Origin of the sequence: Dyella ginsengisoli LA-4 (assembly GCF_000334915.1) — a bacterium.
Lineage (GTDB): Bacteria > Pseudomonadota > Gammaproteobacteria > Xanthomonadales > Rhodanobacteraceae > Dyella_A > Dyella_A ginsengisoli_A.
On record NZ_AMSF01000036.1, the window covers coordinates 11,108 to 31,172 of the forward strand.

Genomic DNA, 20,065 nt, shown 5'->3' on the forward strand with positions numbered 1-20,065 from the left:
CAGCCGAACGGCTGGTCAAGCCGGAGGCGCTTTATCAACAGCCGCATGGCTGGTCATCCAGCGTCTTTGCACTTCCACAGCTTGAAGTCACTGGATCCCGGCTTTCGCCGGGATGACGGAGAGGAGACATGTGTCTTCCTCGTAGAAGCAGGCGATCCGTACAAAGAAACCTTCACGACACGCCCCTCACTCCAGCGCCACCGGCTGCCCGGCCTTGATCACGCCGCGGATCTGCCGCAGGCAATCGACGTCATGCAGCGGGTCGCAGCCGACGGCGACCAGGTCGGCGGCCTTGCCGGGGGCGATCGAGCCGAGTTCCTTTTCCTTGCCGAGCAGGCGGGCGGCGTCGATGGTGGCCGAGCGGATCGCCTGCAGCGGCGTCATGCCCCAGCGCACCATGTAGGCGAACTGGCGCGCGTTCTGGCCGTGCGGGTAGACGCCGGCATCGGTGCCGAAGGCGAGGTGCACGCCAGCCTTCACCGCCTTGCGGAAGCCTTCGCGCTGGGCCAGCGTGGTTTCCTCGTTCTTGCGCAGGATCTCCGGCGACCAGTGGTCGCGGGTGCCGATTTCCTCGATGTAGTCGCCGTCGTAGATGTCGGCGACCAGCCAGGTGCCGTGCTTGACCAGCAGCGCGATGCCCTCGTCGTCGATCAGCGAGCCGTGCTCGATCGAGCGCACGCCGGCGCGGATCGCGCGCTTGATGCCCTCGGCGCCGTGCGCGTGGGCGGCGACGAACTTGCCGCGCCTGGCTGCCTCGACCACGGCGGCATGGATCTCCGCCTCGGTGAATTCCGGCTTGCCCGGCTCGGTGCCGTTGGCCAGCACGGCGCCGGTGGCGATCACCTTGATCAGGTCGGCACCGTGGTCGAGGATCTTGTCGACGTTGTGGCGCACCTGGTCCACGCCCCTGGACACGCCCTGCCGGAACTCCGGCGGCACCACGGTGCCGGGCGGCAGGCCGGTAATCTCGCCGCCGCCGCCGGGCGCGGTGATGTAGGCGCCGGCAACGAACATGCGCGGGCCGGGAATCTCGCCGGCGTTGATCGCGTCGCGCAGGGCGATGTCGGCGAAGCCGCGGTACACGCCGACGTCGCGCACGGTGGTGAAGCCGGCCTGCAGCGTCTTGCGCGCGTTCATCGCGCCGATGAACGCCTGTTGCGCGGGGCTGATCTTCAGCGGCGCAGCGATGTCGGCGGTTTCCGCCTCCTCGGAGATGTGCGTGTGCATGTCCATCAGGCCGGGGACCACGGTCCAGGCCGTCCAGTCGAGCACGCGCGCACCCTTCGCTGCATCGGCGGACCACGGCTGCACCGAGACCACCTTGCCGTCGGCGAGCGTCACCGCCTGGTCGGTGAGCATCCTGCCGCTGTCGACGTCGAGCAGGTGGCCGGCATGCACCACGGTGCGCTCGGCGGCCTGGGAGTATGCAGCGTGGGCCGGTGCGGCGAGGGCCGCGGCGAGTGCAAGCAGCAGGGTAGGCAGGGCAGGCAGGGCAGGCAGGGCAGGCAGGGCAGGCAGGGCAGATTTCATGCGTGCTCTCCCGCGGCGGCGTAGGCCGCGCGCAGCTGGTTGTGGAAATGCCAGACGCCGCTTTCGCGCTTCGGGCACAGCCGGCCGGCTTCGTAGGTGCCGGAGGTCAGGCCGCGCTGCACGGCGACGCAGATGTCGATGTCTTCCTGCTGCACCTCGTCGCTGAATTCCTGGTCGGCGGCGATGCGCGCCTGCGCGGCGTCGTCCTGCGCGTAGTAGTAGTCGAACTCCACCCGGCAGCGGTCCGGTCCCAGCGGCACGATGCGGTTGGTCTGCATGCGGCCGGGCATGATGTTGAGCATCACGTTGGGATAGACGAAGTAGTAGAACGCCTCGCCGTCGCCGTAGATCGCGGTGCTGTTGCGTAGCGGCGAGGACTGCAGCGAATACCAGTCGAACAGCTCGGTGTCGTAGGCGCGGTAGTCCAGTACCTTCGACAGGCCCGGGTGCACGTGGGGCAGGTGGTAGCCCTCGAGGAAGTTGTCGACGTAGACCTTCCAGTTGCAGTCGATCTCGTAGCTGTCGCGGCGCAGGTAGCGCATGGCCGAAAGATCGATCGGCGCGATGCGTTCGGCGATGCCGCCGTAGACCCCGCCGAACGGCGGCACGGCCTCGTCCAGCGCCACGAACACCAGGCCCTGCCATTCGTGCACGCGGATCGGCGGCAGGCGGATGTCGGACACGTCGAAGTCGGCCGCGCCCTGCATCTCCGGCGCGCTGCGCAGCTGGCCTTCCAGCGTGTAGGTCCAGCCGTGGTACTTGCAGTGCAGGGCACGCGCGCCCTTGCCGTTGCACAGCGCCAGCGGGCCGGCGCGGTGGCGGCAGACGTTGACGAAGCCGCGCAGCACGCCGTCCTGCCCGCGCACCACGATCACCGGCACGTGGCCGACCTGTTCCACCACGTGGTCGCCCGGCTCGGCGAGCTGGCCCTGGTGCGCCACCAGCTGCCAGCTGCGTGCGAATACCGCACGGTGTTCCATCGCCAGCATCGCCTCGCCGACGTAGTAGCGGGCGGGCAGGGCGGTGGCGTGGTCGAGGCCGGGGTGGGAGGTTTCAGCTTGCATGCAGTGCTCCGCGATCGGAATAGACTGGCGCGACGACGACGGTCGCTTCGGGGGAGGCCTCATGTTCCGTTTCAAGCTGACGCTGGCGCTGTGTGCGCTGGCCGGACTGGCACAGGCGGCCGGTCCCCGCGCACGCGACCTGGGCATTCCGTTCGACGGCACCCCCGGGCCGCTCAATGCCATCACCGATGTCGCCGGCGTCACCGTGGGCCAGGTCACCTTGATCCGCGACCTCCCCGACGGTCACAAGGTGCGCACTGGCGTGACAGCGATCCTGCCACGCGGCAGGGCCAGCTACGAGATCCCCGCGTTCGGCGGCTGGTTCGCGCTCAACGGCAATGGCGAAATGACGGGCACCACCTGGCTGGAGGAGTCCGGCCAGTTGGAGGGGCCGGTGATGCTCACCAACACCCACAGCGTGGGCGTGGTGCGCGACGCGGTGATTGCCGAGCGCGTGCATGCCGGCGGCGCGGACGCCTCGGGCTACTGGTGGTCGCTGCCGGTGGTGGCCGAGACCTGGGACGGCGAGCTCAACGACATCAACGGGTTCCACGTGCACGCCGCGGACGCCGCGCAGGCACTGCATGAAGCGAAGGGCGGGCCGGTCGCCGAGGGCAACGTCGGCGGCGGCACCGGCATGATCTGCCACGAGTTCAAATGCGGCATCGGCACCGCCTCGCGGCGCGTGCACATCGGCGAGCGCGACTACACCCTGGGCGTGCTGGTGCAGGCCAACTACGGGCTGCGCGACAGCCTGCGCATCGCCGGCGTGCCGGTGGGCCAGTACCTGCGCGAGGACCGCCTGTACAGCGCGACCAACCCGGCGGCGGTGGACACCGGCTCGATCATCATCGTGGTGGCGACCGACGCGCCGCTGCTGCCGCACCAGCTGAAGCGCATCGCCCGGCGCGCCGGCATGGGGCTGGCGCGGATGGGCAGCTACTCCGGCAACGGCTCGGGCGACATCTTCGTGGCGTTCTCCACCGCCAACGCCGATGCGCTGCACGACCGGCCGCTGCAGCAGGCCAGCTTCATCGGCAACGACCACATCGATCCGCTGTTCGAGGCCACCGCGCAGGCGGCCGAGGAAGCCATCGTCAACGCGATGATCGCGGCGAAGGACATGTGCGGCGAGGGCGGTCACTGTGCCAAGGCGATCCCCCATGCGGAGCTGGTCGCGCTGCTCAAGCGCTTCGGTCGCTACCAGCCGCCGCACTGAGGGAGCCCGGTTCACGGCGCGGTGTCCCCGGGCTTGAGGAAGCGCTCGTACCAGGCGAGGTTGCGGCGCATGCGGTCGAGCAGGTAGCTCGGCACGCTGATCTCGTGGTGCTGGCCGGGGTAGACCACCAGCTCGGTCGGCACGTTGCGCGAACGCAGCGCCTGGTACATCTGCTCTGCGCCGATGCACGGCACGTTGAAGTCGATCTGGCCGCACTGGAACAGCGTGGGCGTGGTGATGTCGCCGGCATGCAGGAACGGGTAGCTGACGCGGTCCCAGGCGGCACGGTGGTCCCAGGGCGTGCCCAGCTCCAGCTCGTATTCGCGGGCGTATTCGTCGTCGCCGTACATGCCGTACATGTTGCCGGTGCCGGCACCGCTGATCGCCGCCTTGAAGCGGGTGGTGCGGGCGATCACCTGGTCGGTGAGGATGGCGCCGTAGCTCCAGCCGCCGATGCCCAGGCGGTCCGGGTCGGCGACGCCGAGCTTGATCGCATGGTCCACGCCGGCCAGCAGGTCCTGCGTGTCCTTGTTGCCCCAGTCGGCGTAGATGGCGCGGGCGAAGTCGAAGCCGCGGCCCGAGCTGCCGCGCGGGTTCACCGCCAGCACGGCGAAGCCGTTGGCCGCGTAGACCTGCCAGTCCTCCATGAACTCGTGGCTGAACTGGTACACCGGGCCGCCGTGCACGCGCAGGATGGTCGGGTAGCGCTGGCCCTTCACGTAGCCGATCGGCTTCACCAGCAGGGCGTCGAGCCTGGTGCCGTCGGCGCCGGTGAAGTGCAGGGTTTCGGTGCCGGCCAGTTGCTTGCCGGCCAGCCACTCGTTGTGGTCAGCCAGCAGGCGCAGGTGGCCGCCATCGAGCGCGGCGAGGTTGTACGGATGCAGGTCGTCGCCGCCGAGCACGGCGATGCGGCCGTTGCGCGACACCGAGATATCGACGTCGAAACGGTCGCCGTGGGTCAGTTCGGTGACCTTGCCGCTGGCCACGTCGATGCGCGCCAGGTGGGTGACCTCGGCCTGCTCGATCAGCGCGTACACGCTGCGCCCGTCCGGTGCCCAGGTCGGGTGGGTGAAGCAGCGGTCGATCGGTGCGGGAATCCTCGCCTTGCCGGTGGCCACGTCGATCACCGCCAGCTGCCAGGGCGCGTAATAGATCCAGTGGTCATCGCCGCCCTGCAGGTAGGCGATGCGCTTGCCGTCCGGCGACCAGGCGGGACGCGAGACCCAGTACGGATCGAGGTCGGCGCCGGGGAAGGTGGTGAGCTGGTGCTCCCTGGCGCCGGCGCGGGCGTCGACGACGTAGATGTCGTAGTTGAGGTGGCGATCGGGGTCGGCACCGCGCTTGGTGACGTAGGCGATCCGGCGGCTGTCCGGCGACCACGCAGGCAGCTGCTCGTCGTGCTTGCCGGGGGTGAGCTCGGTGGCCTGGCCGCTGGCGATGTCGACCACGTACAGGTGCTTGTGGCGCGCGCCCAGCCAGCCCGAGTCGTCGTCCTTGAACTGGAAGCGGTCGGTGACGATCGGCGGCGGGTTCTTCGGCTTCCTGGTTCCCGGCGGACGCTCGGGGTCGAAGGCGATCACCGCCAGGCGCTGGCCATCCGGCGACAGCGCGAACTCCTCCACACCGGCGGGGAGATGGGTGACCGGATGCGCCTCGCCGCCGTCGGCGGGCATCGTCCAGACCTGCGAGCCGCTGTCTTCCTCGTCCTTGTCCGTGCCGGTCTTGCGGTCGGACAGGAAGGCGATGAGCTTGCCGTCGCCGGACCACTGCGCCTGCGATTCGTCGGCGTCGGGCGTATGGGTGAGCTGGGTGCGTCCGCGACCGTCGAAGCCGACGCGCCAGAGATCCGACTGCGGCTGGTCGGTGTCGGCATTCGTGGTGGTGACGGTGTAGAGCAGCCAGTGGCCGTCCGGCGACAGGGCCGGATCGGACAGTGCGGCGAGCCGGTTGATGTCGGCCGGGGTGAACGGCGTCTTCTGCGCGGCGGGTGCGGCCAGCGGTAGCGCCAGCAGGGCCAGCAGGGCGAATCCGGGCAGGCGTCGGATCATCGGCGATCTCCTTGCATGGGCAGCGCAGGCGCGTGGCCGGCGTCCGGCGGGGGTGGCTTGCGCGGATGCCGCACCGGACATCGCCACCGGCAGGTCGGCAGCGATCGGTGCGGCGTTCGCGCGGCGCGTCATGCTCAGGCCCCGGCCAGCGCCTGGTCGAGGCTGGCGCGCAGCAGTGCGATGGCCTCGTCCACTTCTTCGGTGGTGACGGTCAGCGGCGGCATGAAGCGCACCGTGCTGGTGCCGCAGGAGAGCAGCAGCAGGCCGTTGTGGTAGGCGCGGGTGATCACCGCGTCGCACAGCGCGGTGGCGGGGGTCTTCCTGGCGTCGTTCTCGACCAGCTCCATGCCGATCCACAGGCCCTTGCCGCGGACGTCGCCGATGCACGGGTAGTCACGCTGCAGTTCGCGCAGGCGGGCGATGAAGTGCTCGCCGACGGTGGCGGCGTTGTCGGATAGACCGCCGCGGACCAGATCCAGCGTGGCGTTGGCGGCGGCGCAGGTGATCGGATTGCCGCCGTAGGTGTTGCCGTGGGCGCCGCGCTTCCACTGCGACATGATCGACTTCTTCGCGATCACCGCACCGATCGGCAGGCCCGAGCCCAGGCCCTTGGCCGAGGTGAGGATGTCCGGCTTCACGCCCCAGTGCTCGCAGGCGAACATCTTGCCGGTGCGGCCGATGCCCGACTGCACCTCGTCGAAGATCAGCAGGATGCCGTGCTCGTCGCACAGCGCGCGCAGGCCGGCGAGGAAGCCGTCCGGCGGCGTCAGGTAGCCGCCTTCGCCCTGCATCGGCTCCACCAGCACCGCCGCCACCTCGCTCGGCGGCACGCTGCGCTGGAACAGCATGCGCATGTAGTCGAGCACTGCCTCGCCCTGGTCGTCGCCGGCGAACAACGGGCGGTACGGGTTGGGGTAGGGCACGTGGGTGACGCCGGCCAGCGTGGGCGAGAAGCCCTTCTGCTGGGTGTACTTGCTGGAGGTGAACGACAGCGAGCCGAAGGTGCGGCCGTGGAAGCCGCCGAGGAAGCCGATGAAGCGCGGCCGGCCGGTGACGTAGCGGGCCAGCTTGAGCGCGCCTTCCACCGCCTCGGTGCCGGACTGGCAGATGAAGCTCATCGCCGGCTCGCCCATCGGCGCGATTGCCGCCAGCCGTTCGCCCAGGCCGACCATCTGCTCGTGCCAGTAGTCGCTGGAGATGTGCAGGAACTTCGCCGCCGCGTCCTGCACCGCCTTGACCACCTGCGGGTGCGCGTGGCCGGTGGCGCACACCGCGATACCGGCCATGAAATCGAGGAAGCGGTTGCCGTCCACGTCCCACACTTCGGTGCCGCGGCCGTGCGACATCACGAACGGATAGTCGCGCGGGTAGGACGGCGAGATCACTTCGGCGTCGCGGGCGATCATCGCCTGCGCCTTGGGTCCGGGGAGAGCGGTTTTGATATGGGCGTTCACGGCAGAACCTTTCGTGTCAGAGGGGGATGTGCACGGGGCGCGCGTGCGCCTCGCGGGTGCGGGCGTTGAGCGCACGCAGGGTGTCCAGCTCATGCGCGCTGGGCGGGGCGATGGTGTCCAGGCGGTCGGCGACGAGCAGCGGCCAGCCGATGGCGGCGCGGGCTTCGTCCACGCTGATGCCCTCGAACAGGGCGACCAGCTGCAGCTCTTCGCTCTCCGGGTGCGGGGCGAGCCGGCCGAAGTCGGTGATCACCGCACGCGGGCCGCCGCCGGGAATGCCGCCGCGGGTGCGGGCGCCGTGGCCGTCGAGGTAGCCGGCGCTGCTGCGGAAATCCAGCTGCTCGACGAAGCTGCGCGGCGTGGCCCGTGCCATCACGAACACCTGCCTGGCGTGCAGCGCGATCTCCGGTGCGCCGCCGGCGCCGGGCAGGCGCGTGGAGGGCAGCTCGTACGGGCCGATCACGGTGCTGTTGAGGTTGCCGAAGCGGTCGATCTGCGCGGCACCGAGGAAGCCGACGTCCACCCGCCCGGCCTGCAGGTAGAAGCTGAAGATCTCCGGCAGCGGCACCACGCAGGCGGCGGTCTCGGCCAGTTCGCCGTCGCCGATCGACAATGGCAGCACGTCCGGCCGCGTGCCGATGGTGCCGGACTCGTAGATCAGCACGATCTCCGGCGCGTGGGTGAGCCGGGCCAGGTTGCAGGCGGCACTGGGCAGGCCGATGCCGACGAAGCACACGCTGTCGTTGCCGAGCAGGCGGGCCGCGGCCACGGTCATCCATTCGTCGCGGGTACAGGCGCTCATGCGGCGGCCTCCGTCTGCAGCGAGGCGAGGAAGGCGCGGTGGTCGCGTGTGCCGAGCACGTGGTGGTCCATCCAGGCGAGGAAGGTGTCGCGGTCGCGGGCGATCGTGTCCCAGCGCTGGTAGAAGGCGTTGTCGCGGGCGTAGTGGCCCTGCGCGTACGACGGGTAGGCGCCGCCGCGGCAGTGCACTACCGCCCGCACGGTCCAGTGCGGCAGCACGATGGCGTTCATCGCCGGCGGCAGCGCGTCGACGATTTCCTCGACGGTGACGATCAGCGTCTTCGCCGCCAGTGCCGCCTCGCGCGCGGCACCGACGATGCCGTCGATGGCGACGTTGCCGGCATGGTCGGCGCGCTGCGCGTGCACGATGGTGACGTCGGGATTGAGCGCGGGCACCGCGGCCAGCTCCTCGCCGCTGAACGGGCAGGCGACGCGGCGGATGTTCGGGTTGTGCGCGGGCAGGTCGGTGCCGATGTAGCCGCGCAGCACGCCGAAGGGCAACCGCGCCGCGCCGGCGGTGAACGCGGCGGCCATGCCGGCATGGCTGTGCTCGTTGAGCTCCAGCGGGCGTGGCCAGCCGTGCTCCACCGCATCGCGCAGGCGGTGCAGCGAACCCACGCCGGGGTTGCCGCCCCAGGAGAAGGTGAGCTGGCGCGCGCAGCCCATGCCGATCAGCTGGTCGTAGATCAGGTCCGGCGTCATGCGGATCAGGTGCAGGTCGCGCTTGCGCTGGCGGATGATCTCGTGGCCGGCGGCGAACGGGATCAGGTGGGTGAAGCCTTCCAGCGCGACGCTGGCGCCGTCGTGCACGAACCGCTCGATGGCGTCCGCAAGTTCCAGGTGCAGGCAGTTCATCCGTGTGCGCTCACTCGACCACCGTGCGGGACTGTTCGCGCAGGTACTGCGCCAGGTAATAGAACGAGGCGATCGCCTTGCCGGTGGAGCCCGAACCCTTCCAGCCGCCGAACGGCTGGTAGCCGGGCCAGGCACCGGTGGTCGCGCCCTGGGGACGGTTGGCGTAGGTCACGCCCGCCTCGATGTGATCGTGGAACCACGCCACCTCGTCGGCGCCACCGTAGAAGCCGGCGGTGAGGCCCATGGGGGTGTCGTTGGCCAGTCGCATCGCCTCGTCGCGGTCGCGCACGCGGTGCAGGGTGAGGATCGGCAGGAACATCTCCTGCTGCCACAGCGGGTGGGCCAGCGGCGCTTCGGCCAGGGTGGGCTCGACGAAGTAGCCGCGGGCGAACGCGTCCGGCCCGCCGGTGCCCTCGCCGAAGCGGCGGCCGCCGGCAAGCAACGTGGCACCGCCGCTCTCCAGCTCGTCGACGTGCTGCCGGTAGTTGCCGTAGGCGGTGGCGTTGACCACCGGGCCCATCCAGTGATCGCGCTGGCGCGGATCGCCGACGCGGATGGCGCCGATGAGCTGCTGCAGGCGCCCGATCAGCGCGTCGGCGACGCGCTCGTGCACGTACAGCCGCGACAGCGCCGAGCATTTCTGCCCGCTCATGCCGTAGGCCGAGCGCACGATGCCGGCGGCGGCGTCGTCGAGGTCGGCATGTTCGGTGACGATGCAGGGGTTCTTGCCGCCCATCTCGGCGATGCACGGCCGCGGCCAGGCGCCGCCGGCCATCTGTCGCATCAGCTGGCGACCGACCGGCACCGAGCCGGTGAAGGTGAGGCCGGCGACCCGCGGGTGCTGCGCCAGCGCTGCGCCGACTTCACGGCTGCTGCCGGAGAGGTAGTTGAACACGCCCGGTGGCAGGCCGGCGTCGCGGATGCAGTCGGCCAGCAGGCGCGCGGCCCACGGCGTGTCGCTGGCGCCTTTCACCACCACCGTATTGCCGGTGACCAGGGCCGCGGCGGTCGGCCCGCCGGCCAGCGCCAGCGGGAAGTTGAACGGTGCGATCACCACCCACACGCCGTACGGTCGCATCACGCTGGCGTTGTGCGAGACGACGCCGTCGATCGGGTCGTCGGGCAGCGTGTGGTGATAGCCGGCGTGGCTCTCGAAGTCGTCCGCGTAGTGGCGGAAGAAGTCCACCGTCTCCTGTGCCTCGCCCAGCGCCTCCATGCGGTTCTTGCCCACCTCCAGCACCAGCGCGGCGGCGATGTCGTAGACGCGCTCCTCCAGCAGGTCGCCGACGCGGCGCATCAGCCGCGCGCGTTCGGCCACCGGGGTGGCGCGCCAGGCCGGGTAGGCCGCCTGTGCCGCACGCATCGCGGCATCGGCGTCGGCCTCGCTGGCCAGCGCGAAGTGGCCCAGGTGCAGGGCGTTGTCGAACGGAGCGCGGCGGTCGGCCGAGTGCTCCGCCTCGACGTCGCGGCCGTCGATGAACAGCCCGTGGCACGCGCCGAGCGAGGCGGAGACGCGGGCCAGCGCCGCCTCGAAGCGTTCGTGCATGGCTTCCGGCGGGTTGTACATGGTGGCGTAGGTCAGGCGGAAGCTCATGGAGGACCCCTCAGGCGTGGGCGGGGAAGTGCTTCCCCAGCAGTCGGTCGATCAGCGCCAGCGCGTCGGCCAGCGCGGTTTCCTCGATCACCAGCGGCGGCGCGAGGATCAGCAGGTTGCCGCGGGCCGCCAGCGACACGCCCTCGTCCATTGCCTCGCGCAGCAGTGCGCCCAGCGTGGCGGGGGACTGTGGCCACGGCGCCAGCGGTGCGCGGCTGGCGCGGTCGGCGACCAGCTCGATCACCGCGAACAGGCCATGGCCGCCGCGCACATCGCCGATCACCGGGAGGCGTGCCTGCATCGCCTCGAGCTCGGCGAACATCGTGGCGCCGAGCCGGCGCGAGCGTTCGATCAGCTGCTCGTCTTCGTAGGCGCGCACGGCGGCGAGGCCGGCGGCGCAGGCCAGCGGATGGCCGCAGTAGGTGAGGCCGGTGTAGAGCATGCGGTCGGCCAGCCGGGCGTAGACCTCGGCCGACAGCACCACGGCGCCCAGCGGCAGGTGCGCGCCGGTGAGGCCCTTGGCCAGCGTCATCAGGTCGGGGCGGCCGGCTTCGCCATGGCGCTGCCAGGCGAACCATTCGCCGCAACGGCCGAAGCCGCTCATCACCTCGTCGGCGATCAGCAGCACGTCGCGCTCGCGGGTCGCAGCGCGCAGGGCGGGCCAGTAGCTGTCCGGGGCGACGATGCCGTTGGTGCCGGCGTTGGGCTCCATCAGCACGGCGGCGACGGTGTCCGCGCCGGCGCGATCGATCGCTTCGCCCACGGCGTCGGCGGCGAGCCGGCCGCAGCTGTCGTCGTCGGTGCTGCCGAACGGGCAGCGATAGGCGTACGGCGCCGGCACTCGGATCACGCCGAAGGCCTCGGCGTCGACCTGGTCGCTGGTGCGGGCGTCGCCGGACAGCGCCATGCCGGCGTAGCTGGCGCCATGGTAGGAGCGCTCGCGCGCCAGGATTTTTCCGCGGGGCAGGTTGCGCGCCAGGCGCGCGAACTTCACCGCGTTCTCGTTGGCGTCGGCGCCGGCCAGGGTGAAGAACACCCGGCCGCCGGCGAAACCGGATTTCTCCAGCAGTGCCTCGGCCAGCGCCTTGCGCGGTTCGGCTCCCCACGCGGCGGTGACGAAGCACAGTTGCTCGGCCTGCTCGCGGATCGCCTGCATCACCGCCGGATGCTGGTGACCCAGGTTGCTGCACTCGGCCAGGCTGCTCATGTCGAGCACGCGTCGGCCGTCGGCCAGCTCGAGGTGGGCGCCGCGCCCGCTGACCACGGTCGGCGCCTGCCACGTCGACGGCACGCACCAGCTGTGCAGCACGCTGTCGCGTTCGTTGCTCACGCGCATCCTCCCCGAGGAAATGTTCGATAATCGAACAAGAATTCGTATTGCGAACTCATTGGAATGCTTCTACGCTCGGCCTGTCAATGGACCCAAGCGAGACGATGGCCTCCCAACCCTTCGAGGAAAGCCCCGACTACGTGCAGTCGCTGGCGCGCGGCCTGCAGGTGCTGCGCGCGTTCGATCACGAGATGCCCAGCCCGAGCCTGTCGCAGGTGGCCGAACGCATCGGGCTGTCGCGCGCGGTGGCGCGCCGGCTGCTGCTGACGCTGCAGCATCTCGGTTACGTCGGCAGTCGCGGGCGCAGCTTCTTCCTGACCCCGCGCGTGCTGGAGCTGGGCTACAGCTACCTTACCTCGCTCGACCTCACCGAACTGGCCCAGCAGAGCCTGGAGCAGCTGTCGCACAGCGTCGGCGAGAGCTGCTCGATGGCGGTGCTCGACGGCCAGGACATCGTCTACGTGCTGCGCGTGCCGGTGCGCCGCGTGATGAGCGTGGCGCTGGGCGTGGGCGCGCGCCTGCCGGCCTTCGCCACCTCGATGGGCCGGGCGATCCTGGCCGACCTGGACGACGACGCGCTGGCCGCGTGGATGGACGGCCAGACCTTCCGCGCCTACACGCCGCAGACGCTGCACACCGTCAGTGCGCTGAAGGCCGAACTGGCCCGCGTGCGCAAGCAGGGCTATGCGCTGGTGTCGCGCGAGCTGGAGCACGGGCTGTGCTCGATCGCGGTGCCGATCCGTGCCGCCGACGGCAGCACGGTGGCGGCGCTGAACGTCGGCATGCCGTACAGCGAGGACGCGCCCCGGCGCGCGCTGAAGGAGATCCTGCCGGCGCTGCGCGAGACGCAGGCGGCGGTGCAGCAGGCGATCGCGCGCGGCGGCTGGCTGCCGCAGCAGGCGATCCGGGGGGCGTATGCGTAACGCCTGGCTGGTCGACGCGACGCGTACCCCGTTCGGCCGCCTCGGTGGCGCGCTGGCCGGCGTGCGCACCGACGACCTCGCGGCGCTGCCGATCCGCGCCCTGCTGGCGCGGCACCCGCAGCTGGATCCGGCCGCGATCGACGAGGTGATCCTCGGTTGTGCCAACCAGGCCGGCGAAGACAACCGCAACGTGGCGCGCATGGCCGCGCTGCTGTCCGGGCTGCCGCCGGAGGTGCCCGGCGTGACGGTCAACCGGCTGTGCGCCTCGGGCCTGGAGGCGGTGGGGCAGGCGGCCCGCGCGATCGCCTGCGGCGAGGCCGAACTGGTGATCGCCGGCGGCGTGGAGAGCATGACCCGCGCGCCCTACGTCATGGCCAAGGCGGACACCGCCTTCGCCCGCAACCAGCAACTGGAGGACACCGTGCTGGGCTGGCGGCTGGTCAACCCGGCGATGCGCGCCGGCTACGGCGTGGACTCGATGACGCAGACCGCGGAGAACCTCGCCCGCGAACACGGCATCGATCGCGCCAGCCAGGATGCGTATGCGCTGCGCAGCCAGGCGCGCACGGCGCACGCGCAGGCCGAGGGCTGGCTGGCCGAGGAGATCGTGCCGGTGCCGGTGGGCAAGGACGGCGAGCTGGCCGCGGTGGACGAGCATCCGCGTCCGGCCACGACCGCCGGGCAACTGGACAAGCTCAAGCCCCTGCTGGGGCCGCACACCAGCATTACCGCCGGCAACGCCTCCGGCCTCAACGACGGCGCCGCCGCCCTGCTGCTGGCGTCCGATACGGCGATCGAACGGTTCGGATTGACGCCGCTGGCGCGCGTCGCCGGCATGGCCTCGGCCGGCGTGGCGCCGCGCACCATGGGCATCGGTCCGGTGCCGGCGATCCGCAAGCTGCTGGCGCGCAGCGGTCAGCGCCTGGGCGACTTCGACCGCGTCGAGATCAACGAGGCGTTCGCCGCGCAGGTGCTGGCCTGCACCCGCGCGCTCGGCCTCGCCGACGACGCGGAACACGTCAACGCCCAGGGCGGCGCCATCGCGCTGGGTCATCCACTCGGCGCCAGCGGCGCCCGGCTGGCGATGACGGCAGCGTTCGCCCTGCGCCGGCACCGTCAGCAACGCGCCCTGGTCAGCCTCTGCGTGGGCGTCGGCCAGGGCCTCGCCCTCATCCTGGAGCGCCCATGAACCGAATCCTCCGTCGTGCCTTTCCTCTCGCCCTGGGCCTGGTGTTGCCGCTGACCGCACAGGCCGCCGACCCGGTTCCGGCAGGTGAGCGTGCGCTGGCGCACGACCTGCTGGTGCAGATGATCGGCACCGACACCACCTCCGAGCACGGCAGTACCACCGTGCTGGCCGAGGCGCTGGCGCAGCGTTTCCTGAAGGCCGGGTTTCCGGCGGCGGACGTGCAGGTGGTGGGCGACGATCCGAAGCGACGCAACCTGGTGGTGCGCCTGCGCGGGCAGGGCCAGCGCGCGCCGGTGCTGCTGCTGGCGCACCTGGACGTGGTCGAGGCGCTGCCGCAGGACTGGCACTTCCCGCCGTTCAAGCTGACCGAGAAAGACGGCTACTACTACGGCCGCGGCACGATGGACATCAAGGGCGCCGGTGCCGGCCTGGTCACCACCCTGCTGCGCTTCCACCGGGAGGGTTTCAAGCCGAAGGGCGACTACATCCTGGCGCTCACCGCCGGTGAGGAGGACGGCAAGTCCAACGGCATCCAGTGGTTGCTGGCGCACCGGCCGGAACTGATCCGCTCGCGGTATTCGATCAACGTCGACGGCGGCGGCCCGGAGATCCGCAACGGCCGGCCCGAGGTCGTCGCGGTGGAAACCGCCGAGAAGGTCTACGCCAGCTACACCCTGACCGTGCGCAACCCCGGCGGGCACAGCTCGCTGCCGACCCCGGACAACGCGATCTACCGGCTGGCCGCCGGACTGATGCGGCTGTCCAAGCTCGAATTCCCGCTGCATACCAACTCGGCCACGCGCGGCTACTACGCGCAGCTGGCCACGCTCTATACCGGCTCGACCGCGGCCGACATGCGGGCGGTTGCCCACGATCCGTCCGATCCGGCGGCGATGCGGCGGCTGGCCGCGTCCAGCCCTTACAACAACGCCCACCTGCGCACGACCTGCGTGCCGACCCTGCTGACCGGCGGCGATGCGGAGAACGCGTTGCCGCAGATGGCCCGGGCCACGGTGAACTGCCGCATCCTGCCGGACGAGCCGCCGGCGCAGGTCGAGGCGGCCATCAGGCGGGCGCTGGACGACCCGCAGATCGCCGTGGCGCCGGTGGCACCGGCTCCGGCCAGCCCGCCCAGTCCGATCGACCCGGCGCTGTTCGCGCAGGTCGCACGGACAGCAAAGGCGGTCTGGGGGCACGCCATGCCGGTGTCGCCGTACATGTCCGCCGGCGCCTCGGACAGCGTGTTCCTGCGGGCGGCCGGGATGCCGTCCTACGTGTTCAACGGCATCCCCTACGACGTGGACGACGACCGCTCGCACGGGCAGGACGAACGCATTCTGGTGACGTCCTACTACCAGTCGCTCGATTTCGACTATAGATTGCTTAAAAACTTGTAAGGAGCCGCCGACGCCATGTCCCGTGCCATGCCCCTGACGTCCTCCGCATCGTGGTATCTCCGGTGACGGCGGCCGCGGCCACAGGCTCGCTGGAGCAGGCGCTGGCGCACGCCGGGCGCTTGCTGGCCCGCGATCCGGCGATGGCCGAGGCGCAGGCCGGAGAGATCCTCAAGGCCGTGCCGGAGCACCCGCCCACGCTGCAGCTGCTGGCGGCGGCGCGTGCGGCGCAGGGCAACCTGGCCGGCGCGTTGGCCGTGCTGGAGCCGCTGGCGGCCTCGCAGCCGAAGTGGGCGGCGGTGCAGTTCGAGCTGGGCCTGGCGTTGAGCCAGGCCGGCCGCCTGGACGAAGCGATCGCCGCGCTGCGCCGTGCAGTGGCTCTGAAACCGGACCTGCCGCAGGCCTGGCGCCTGCTGGCCGATCGCCTGCTCGATGCCGGCGACGCGGATGCGGCTGCCGAGGCGTATCTCGGGCACGTGCGGCATGCCGCGACCGATCCGCGGCTGATGGCGGCGGGGGCGGCCCTGGCCGACGAGCGCATTCCCGAGGCCGAGGCGATGCTGCGCCAGCACCTGCGCGAGGCGCCCACCGACGTGGTGGCGATCCGCATGTTCGCCGAGCTGGCGGCCCGGGTCGGTCGTACCGACGAGGCCCGGCTGCTGCTCGAGCGCTGCCTGGAGCTGGCCCCGGCCTTCCACGCCGCCCGCCAGAACTACGCGCTGCTGCTGCACCGGGCCAACCTGCCGGAGCAGGCGCTGGTCGAGCTCGAACGCCTGCTTGCCGCCGAGCCGAACCATCCGGCACACCGCAACCTCAAGGCCGTGGTGTTGTGCCGCACCGGCGATTACCACACGGCGATCGACCTCTACGCCGGTCTGCTGGCCGAGTATCCGGACAACGCTCCGGTCTGGATGAGCTACGGCCATGCGCTGAAGACCGCCGGCCTCACCGATCGCGCGATCGAGGCCTACCGGCGGGCGCTGGCGATGACGCCGTCGTTCGGCGAAGTCTGGTGGAGCCTGGCCAACCTCAAGACCTTCCGCTTCACCGAGGCCGACATGGCAACGATGCGCGCACAGCTCGCGCGCACCGACCTGTCCGACGACGACCGCCTGCATCTGGACTTCGCGCTGGGCAAGGCACTGGAGGACGCCGCCGATTACGAGGCATCGTTCCGCCACTACGCCGCGGGCAACGCCCGCCGTCACGGCCAGCTCCACTACAGCGCCGACGATACGCATGCGCGGGTCGAACACATCGCGAGCCATTACACGCGCGAGTTCTTCGCCGCGCGCGCCGGCAGCGGAAGCACCGCGCGGGACCCGATCTTCATCGTCGGCCTGCCGCGTTCCGGTTCCACCCTGATCGAGCAGATCCTGTCCAGCCACAGCCAGGTCGAGGGCACGATGGAGCTGCCGGAGATCACCTCGATCACCCGGCTGCTGCGCGAGCAGTCCGAAGGCGACAGTCCGATGCCGTACCACGACGCGCTGGCCCGGCTCGACGCCGATGCGCTGCGCGAGCTGGGCGAGCGCTACCTGGCGCACACGCGGATCCAGCGCAAGACCGCGGCGCCGCTGTTCATCGACAAGATGCCGAACAATTTCATGCACATCGGGCTGATCCACCTGATGCTGCCCAACGCCATCATCATCGACGCGCGACGGCATCCGATGGCGTGCTGCTTCTCCGGGTTCAAGCAGCACTTCGCGCGCGGCCAGAGCTTCAGCTACCGGCTCGAGGACCTTGCCCGCTACTACGCCGATTACGTGCGGCTGATGGCGCATTTCGACGCCGTGCTGCCGGGCAGGGTGCACCGGGTCATCTACGAGAACATGGTCGAGGACACCGAAGGGGAGGTGCGCCGGTTGCTGGCGCACTGCGGCCTGCCGTTCGAGGGCGCGTGCCTGCGCTTCTTCGAGAACGAGCGCGCGGTGCGTACCGCCAGCTCCGAGCAGGTGCGCCGGCCGATCTATCGCGAGGGCGTGGACCAGTGGCGGCACTACGCGCCCTGGCTGGGGCCGCTCGAGCAGGGTTTGGGAGGGGTGCTCCGGGCGTATCCCGGAGTGCCGGATCAAGAGGGAGCGTAATCAAGGGCCGTTTGGGGATTTGTCTCTTTTTGGGAGGGGAACCGATGCATCGACACCGAAATACACCAGCCTCCGGGGCGGCGCGCAGGCGCCTGTCCCGCATGCCGTTGGCCGCGGCCATCTGCCTTGCCATCGCCGCACCCGCGTTTGGCCAGGATGCAGGCACGCAGGCAACGGCCACTCCACCGAAAGACCAGAAGGTGGCCGAGCTGAGCACCGTCACCGTGACAGCGCAGAAGCGCACGGAGAACCTGCAGAAGGTGCCGATCAGCATCCAGGTGCTGGGTACCGAAAAGATCGAGCAGCTGCACATCAGCAGCTTCGACGATTACGTGAAGTACCTGCCGAGCGTGTCCTACCAGAGCGCCGCGCCGGGCTTCTCGGAGATCTACATGCGCGGCATCGCCAGCGGCGGTGACGGCAACCACTCCGGCTCACGGCCCAGTGTCGGCGTGTACCTGGACGAGCAGCCCGTCACCACCGTGACCGGTCCGCTCGACATCCACATGTACGACATTGCCCGAGTCGAGGTGCTGGCCGGCCCGCAGGGCTCCCTCTACGGCGCCAGCGCCCAGTCCGGTGCCCTGCGCATCATCACCAACAAGCCCGACCCGCAGGGCTTCGCGGCCAGCTACACCGCGGGCGTCGACACGGTGGCCAACGGCGGCATCGGCAACCTGGCCGAAGGCATGCTCAACGTGCCGATCTCCAAGAATGCCGCGATCCGCCTGGTCGGCTGGCACGAACGCGACGCGGGCTACGTCGACAACATCCCCGGCACGCGCACCTATCCGAGCTGGGGCGGCACGGTCAGCAACACCTCCTCGTGCACGCCGAGCAGCCTGATGGTGTGCACGCACGCCGCCAAGAACCACTATAACGACAACACCACCAACGGTGGACGCGCGGCGCTGCGGGTCAACCTCAACGACGACTGGTCGATCGACGGCACCGTCATGGGCCAGAAGACCACCGCCAACGGCAACATGGCCAGCGACACCGCGCTCGGCGATCTGGCGATCTCGCATTTCTACCCCGAGTGGCAGACCGACCGCTGGTGGCAGGCGGCGATGACGGTGCAGGGCAAGATCGGCAATTTCGACCTGACCTATGCCTATGCGCACCTCAAGCGCAACCAGGAAGAGCACAACGACTACAGCGACTACTCGTTCTGGTACGACACGCTGGCCGGCTACGGCACCTACATCTACGACAACAGCGGAGCGCTGATCAATCCGTCGCAGTACATCATCGGCAAGGACCACTACACCATGGACAGCCACGAGCTGCGCCTGGCCTCGCCGAAGGACAGTCGCCTGCGTGCGGTCGGTGGCCTGTTCTGGGAAAAGTCGGTGCACGACATCGAACAGCGCTACATGATCAACGGCCTGTCCGATGCGCTGACGGTGCCGGGCTGGCCGAACACCATCTGGCTGACCGAGCAGGTGCGTACCGACAAGGACGAGGCGGTGTTCGGCGAGCTGTCCTACGACATCATCCCCGACACGCTGACCGCGACCGTCGGCGGGCGCTACTTCCGCGCCGACAACAGCCTGGGCGGCTTCTACGGCTTCAGCTCCGGCTTCTCGCCGGGTTCGAGCTACGGCGAGGCGGGTTGCATCTCGTCCGCGCCGTTCCGCGGTGCGCCATGCCTGGACTTCAACAAGAACGTCAAGGAGACCGGCTCGCTCGGCAAGGTCAACCTGACCTGGAACATCTCGCCGACCAAGATGGTCTACGCCACCCGTTCGGAAGGCTATCGTCCCGGCGGCATCAATCGCCGCGGCTCGCTGCCGCCGTACAAGTCGGATTACCTCACCAACTACGAGCTGGGCTGGAAGACCACCTGGCTCAACAACCGGCTGTCGTTCAACGGCTCGGTATTCCAGGAGGACTGGAAGGACTTCCAGTTCAGCATCCTCGGCGCCAACGGCCTGACCGAGATCCGCAACGCCAACCAGGCCCAGGTCCGAGGCATGGAGACGGAGCTGAACTGGGCGGCTACCTACAACCTGCAGCTGAGCGGTGGCGTGGCGTTCTACGACGCCAAGCTCACGGCGAACTACTGCGGTTATACCGATGCCAACGGCAAGCCGGTGACCGACTGCGCCACGCCGGAAGCTCCGAAGGGCAGCCAGTTGCCGGTCACCCCGAAGTTCAAGGGCAACCTGGTCGCCCGATACACCTGGGACGTCGGCAACAACGAGGCCTACCTGCAGGGAGCCGTGGTGCACGTGGGCAAGCGCCGGTCGGATCTGCGCACGCTCGAGAACAGCCTGGTCGGCGACATGCCGGCCTACACCACGCTGGACCTCTCGGCCGGCTACAACTGGGCGAGCTTCTCGGTGAACGTGTACGTAAACAACGTGTTCGACAAGCGTGCCGCGTTGTACAAGTACACCGAGTGCGCCGAATCGGTGTGCGCTGCGCACGGCGTGGTGCCGCAGTATCCGAACGGCCAGGTCTATACGGTGACCAACCAGCCACGGACGATCGGCGTGCGTTTCACCCAGGATTTCTGACCTGGGGCAGATCGCCGCCTGTTTGCAAACGAGCCCCGGGTTTTTCCGGGGC

14 protein-coding genes are annotated in these 20,065 nt (G+C 70.0%); 6 read left to right on the forward strand and 8 right to left on the reverse strand.

The window, feature by feature from the left end; genetic code table 11:
* Positions 1-186: 186 nt before the first annotated feature.
* Both C693_RS0110225 and C693_RS0110230 read right to left on the reverse strand, forming a co-directional pair.
* Positions 187-1,530 (reverse strand): metal-dependent hydrolase family protein, encoded by a 1,344-nt coding sequence (locus C693_RS0110225; RefSeq protein ID WP_017462178.1) that lies wholly within the window; start codon positions 1,528-1,530, stop codon positions 187-189.
* Positions 1,527-2,594: an aromatic ring-hydroxylating oxygenase subunit alpha gene (locus C693_RS0110230; protein WP_017462179.1), complete on the reverse strand. Its 1,068-nt coding sequence runs from the start codon at positions 2,592-2,594 to the stop codon at positions 1,527-1,529. Before C693_RS0110230 ends, C693_RS0110225 begins: the two co-directional genes overlap by 4 nt.
* Positions 2,595-2,655: 61 nt before the next feature.
* On the opposite strand from C693_RS0110230, the gene C693_RS0110235 reads away from it, so the two are divergent.
* On the forward strand, positions 2,656-3,813 hold the full coding sequence (locus tag C693_RS0110235; protein WP_017462180.1) for a P1 family peptidase: 1,158 nt from the start codon (positions 2,656-2,658) through the stop codon (positions 3,811-3,813).
* Between the two features lie 11 nt (positions 3,814-3,824).
* Here the strand turns inward: C693_RS0110235 and C693_RS0110240 are convergent, their stop codons facing one another.
* The 6 genes from C693_RS0110240 to C693_RS0110265 all read right to left on the reverse strand — a co-directional run bounded on the left by C693_RS0110240 (position 3,825) and on the right by C693_RS0110265 (position 11,901).
* Entirely contained in the window at positions 3,825-5,861 is a 2,037-nt protein-coding gene (locus C693_RS0110240) for a S9 family peptidase (protein WP_017462181.1), read from the reverse strand.
* A gap of 134 nt (positions 5,862-5,995) precedes the next feature.
* Positions 5,996-7,315: an acetyl ornithine aminotransferase family protein gene (locus tag C693_RS0110245; protein WP_026107330.1), complete on the reverse strand. Its 1,320-nt coding sequence runs from the start codon at positions 7,313-7,315 to the stop codon at positions 5,996-5,998.
* 16 nt (positions 7,316-7,331) lie between these two features.
* Positions 7,332-8,117: a 3-oxoadipate--succinyl-CoA transferase subunit B gene (locus C693_RS0110250; protein ID WP_017462183.1), complete on the reverse strand. Its 786-nt coding sequence runs from the start codon at positions 8,115-8,117 to the stop codon at positions 7,332-7,334.
* Positions 8,114-8,971 (reverse strand): CoA transferase subunit A, encoded by an 858-nt coding sequence (locus tag C693_RS0110255; protein WP_017462184.1) that lies wholly within the window; start codon positions 8,969-8,971, stop codon positions 8,114-8,116. The genes C693_RS0110250 and C693_RS0110255 overlap by 4 nt, the downstream gene beginning before the upstream one ends.
* Before the next feature lie 10 nt (positions 8,972-8,981).
* Positions 8,982-10,565, reverse strand: coding sequence for an aldehyde dehydrogenase family protein (locus C693_RS0110260; protein WP_017462185.1), 1,584 nt, complete (start codon positions 10,563-10,565; stop codon positions 8,982-8,984).
* A gap of 10 nt (positions 10,566-10,575) precedes the next feature.
* Positions 10,576-11,901 (reverse strand): aminotransferase class III-fold pyridoxal phosphate-dependent enzyme, encoded by a 1,326-nt coding sequence (locus tag C693_RS0110265; RefSeq protein WP_017462186.1) that lies wholly within the window; start codon positions 11,899-11,901, stop codon positions 10,576-10,578.
* A 98-nt stretch (positions 11,902-11,999) separates the two neighbouring features.
* On the opposite strand from C693_RS0110265, the gene C693_RS21530 reads away from it, so the two are divergent.
* The 5 genes from C693_RS21530 (at position 12,000) to C693_RS0110290 (ending at position 20,013) form a co-directional block, all read left to right on the forward strand.
* Positions 12,000-12,818, forward strand: a complete 819-nt coding sequence (locus tag C693_RS21530; protein ID WP_017462187.1) for an IclR family transcriptional regulator domain-containing protein — start codon at positions 12,000-12,002, stop codon at positions 12,816-12,818.
* The gene (pcaF, locus tag C693_RS0110275) at positions 12,811-14,007 is read left to right on the forward strand and encodes a 3-oxoadipyl-CoA thiolase (RefSeq protein WP_017462188.1); all 1,197 of its coding nucleotides are present in this window, start codon (positions 12,811-12,813) and stop codon (positions 14,005-14,007) included. Before C693_RS21530 ends, pcaF begins: the two co-directional genes overlap by 8 nt.
* Positions 14,004-15,404 (forward strand): M20/M25/M40 family metallo-hydrolase, encoded by a 1,401-nt coding sequence (locus tag C693_RS0110280; protein WP_017462189.1) that lies wholly within the window; start codon positions 14,004-14,006, stop codon positions 15,402-15,404. Before pcaF ends, C693_RS0110280 begins: the two co-directional genes overlap by 4 nt.
* Before the next feature lie 62 nt (positions 15,405-15,466).
* A complete protein-coding gene (locus C693_RS0110285; protein ID WP_017462190.1) occupies positions 15,467-17,491 on the forward strand; it encodes a tetratricopeptide repeat-containing sulfotransferase family protein in 2,025 nt (674 codons plus the stop codon).
* Positions 17,492-17,592: 101 nt separating this feature from the next.
* Positions 17,593-20,013, forward strand: a complete 2,421-nt coding sequence (locus C693_RS0110290; RefSeq protein ID WP_017462191.1) for a TonB-dependent receptor — start codon at positions 17,593-17,595, stop codon at positions 20,011-20,013.
* Positions 20,014-20,065 lie beyond the last annotated feature (52 nt).

Coding starts and splice junctions, on each gene's coding strand:
- C693_RS0110255 (WP_017462184.1), bottom strand. CDS start 8,971: ATGAACTGCCTGCACCTGGAACTTGCGGACGCCATCGAGCGGTTCGTG.
- C693_RS0110290 (WP_017462191.1), top strand. CDS start 17,593: ATGCCGTTGGCCGCGGCCATCTGCCTTGCCATCGCCGCACCCGCGTTT.
- C693_RS0110225 (WP_017462178.1), bottom strand. CDS start 1,530: ATGAAATCTGCCCTGCCTGCCCTGCCTGCCCTGCCTGCCCTGCCTGCC.
- C693_RS0110260 (WP_017462185.1), bottom strand. CDS start 10,565: ATGAGCTTCCGCCTGACCTACGCCACCATGTACAACCCGCCGGAAGCC.
- C693_RS0110250 (WP_017462183.1), bottom strand. CDS start 8,117: ATGAGCGCCTGTACCCGCGACGAATGGATGACCGTGGCCGCGGCCCGC.
- C693_RS0110230 (WP_017462179.1), bottom strand. CDS start 2,594: ATGCAAGCTGAAACCTCCCACCCCGGCCTCGACCACGCCACCGCCCTG.
- pcaF (WP_017462188.1), top strand. CDS start 12,811: ATGCGTAACGCCTGGCTGGTCGACGCGACGCGTACCCCGTTCGGCCGC.
- C693_RS0110240 (WP_017462181.1), bottom strand. CDS start 5,861: ATGATCCGACGCCTGCCCGGATTCGCCCTGCTGGCCCTGCTGGCGCTA.
- C693_RS0110265 (WP_017462186.1), bottom strand. CDS start 11,901: ATGCGCGTGAGCAACGAACGCGACAGCGTGCTGCACAGCTGGTGCGTG.
- C693_RS21530 (WP_017462187.1), top strand. CDS start 12,000: ATGGCCTCCCAACCCTTCGAGGAAAGCCCCGACTACGTGCAGTCGCTG.
- C693_RS0110280 (WP_017462189.1), top strand. CDS start 14,004: ATGAACCGAATCCTCCGTCGTGCCTTTCCTCTCGCCCTGGGCCTGGTG.
- C693_RS0110235 (WP_017462180.1), top strand. CDS start 2,656: ATGTTCCGTTTCAAGCTGACGCTGGCGCTGTGTGCGCTGGCCGGACTG.